The organism is Polaromonas sp. P1_E1_2 (genome assembly GCF_056406035.1).
The window spans coordinates 1-1,801 of sequence record NZ_JBFUAZ010000738.1; the positions used below are offsets into that span (position 1 = coordinate 1).

Annotated in this window: 2 protein-coding genes; one reads left to right on the forward strand and one right to left on the reverse strand. The window is 62.3% G+C overall.

Translation table 11 applies throughout. The features are described 5' to 3' along the window. Positions 1 to 385, reverse strand: a 385-nt coding sequence (locus tag AC1D1P_RS22340; protein ID WP_477674493.1) for an Lrp/AsnC family transcriptional regulator, incomplete at its 3' end; no start/stop codon positions are given. Between the two features lie 176 nt (positions 386 to 561). Here AC1D1P_RS22340 and AC1D1P_RS22345 point away from each other — a divergent pair. After that, positions 562 to 1,659, forward strand: a complete 1,098-nt coding sequence (locus AC1D1P_RS22345; RefSeq protein ID WP_477674494.1) for a saccharopine dehydrogenase family protein — start codon at positions 562 to 564, stop codon at positions 1,657 to 1,659. Positions 1,660 to 1,801 lie beyond the last annotated feature (142 nt).

Sequence of the window (1,801 nt, forward strand, 5' to 3'; positions counted from 1 at the left end):
CCACCCCGTCGAGCAGGCCAATGCCGTCGATCAGCGCGTCCAGCCGCTCGATCGAGCCGGCCTGCACGATGGCGATCATGTCGAAGGTGCCGCTGACCGAGAGCAGTGAGCGGACCTCGGGGATCTTGYGCAGCGCCGCCTCGACCGGGCCCGACAGCTTGGGGCCGACGGTGAGCATCACGTGGGCGGCTACCTGCGATTGCTCATAGGCGTCGCCGGTGCGCACGCCGTAACCGGTGATGACCTTGTCACGCTCCAGCCGCTCTATGCGGGCCTGCACTGCCGTGCGCGACAGGCTCACCTTGCGGGCGAGCAAGGCCACCGGGCAACGCGCGTTTTCACGCAGCTCGCTGAGCAATATCTGGTCTATGGCGTCAAGGTTCATGCGTTGGGGTGGGCCGCGCCCTGTTATGGGAGATGAATAGTCAAATAGAAGGTAGAAATCTTCTATTTGTCTAAATTATCGCTTCTATTTGTATAAATTGATACTACCAACCGCCGGTACTGCGTTCCACAATCACTCAAGGCCCCTCGCTTGGAGGGGCCCCCAAAGGAGCTGATATGAAAAAGATCATGGTGGTAGGCGCAGGCAAAATCGGCTCAACCATTGCCGCCCTGCTGGGCGCCAGCCAGGACTATGCGGTCACGGTGGTGGATGCATCACAGGCCGCACTGGCAGGCATGAAGGCCAGCGCCGGGGTTCAATTAAAAGTGCTGGACGTCACCGACCCTGTCGCCCTGCGCGCGGAGCTTGAAGGGCAGTTTGCGGTGCTCAGTGCGGCGCCGTTTCATCTCACCACGTCCATTGCCGAAGCTGCCGTGGCAGCCGGTGTGCACTACCTGGATCTGACCGAAGACGTGGCCAGCACGCGGCGCGTACGTGAACTGGCCGCCACCGCGCGCTCGGCGCTGATCCCGCAGTGCGGCCTGGCGCCGGGCTTTGTGTCCATCGTGGCGGCCGACCTGTGCCGGCGGTTTGACAGCCTGCACAGCGTGCGCATGCGCGTGGGCGCCCTGCCCCAGTACCCGTCGAACGCGCTGAACTACAACCTGACCTGGAGCACCGACGGCGTCATCAACGAGTACTGCGAGCCCTGCGAAGCCATTGTGGAAGGCGTGCTGCGCGAGGTGCCGCCGCTGGCCGAGCACGAGGAGTTTTCGCTCGACGGCGTGACCTACGAGGCCTTCAATACTTCAGGCGGCTTGGGCACCTTGTGCGAGACGCTTCAAAGCAAGGTCACCAACCTCAACTACAAGACCATCCGCTACCCCGGCCACGCGGCCATCATGAAGGCCCTGCTCAACGACCTGCGCCTGCGCGACCGCCGCGGTGTGCTCAAGGACATCCTGGAAAACGCCCTGCCCACGACGATGCAGGACGTGGTCATCGTGTTCGTCACCGTGAGCGGCCAGCGCGAGGGCCGGCTGATGCAGGAGACCTACGCCCACAAGGTATACAGCCATGTGGTCGGCGGCGTGCTGCGCAGCGCGATCCAGATCACCACGGCGGCTGGTATTTGTACGGTGCTGGACTTGCTGGCTAACGGGCGGTTGCCTGCGCAGGGGTTTGTGCGGCAGGAGGATATTGCGTTGGGGGATTTTCTGGCCAACCGGTTTGGTAACGCTTATGCGCCTTTGGTGGAGCGGGCTGTGGCTTGAGGTTTTTTGGAAAACAGGCGTTGCGGTTAGTGGGGATGAGCGCTGGATGCTATTGAATTGATAGCAGTTCTCTTTTGGGGTTGTTGTTGATTTGATGGGCGCGCTCTTCGCTGAATTTTGCTGGCCGGGGGTTGCCCGGCGG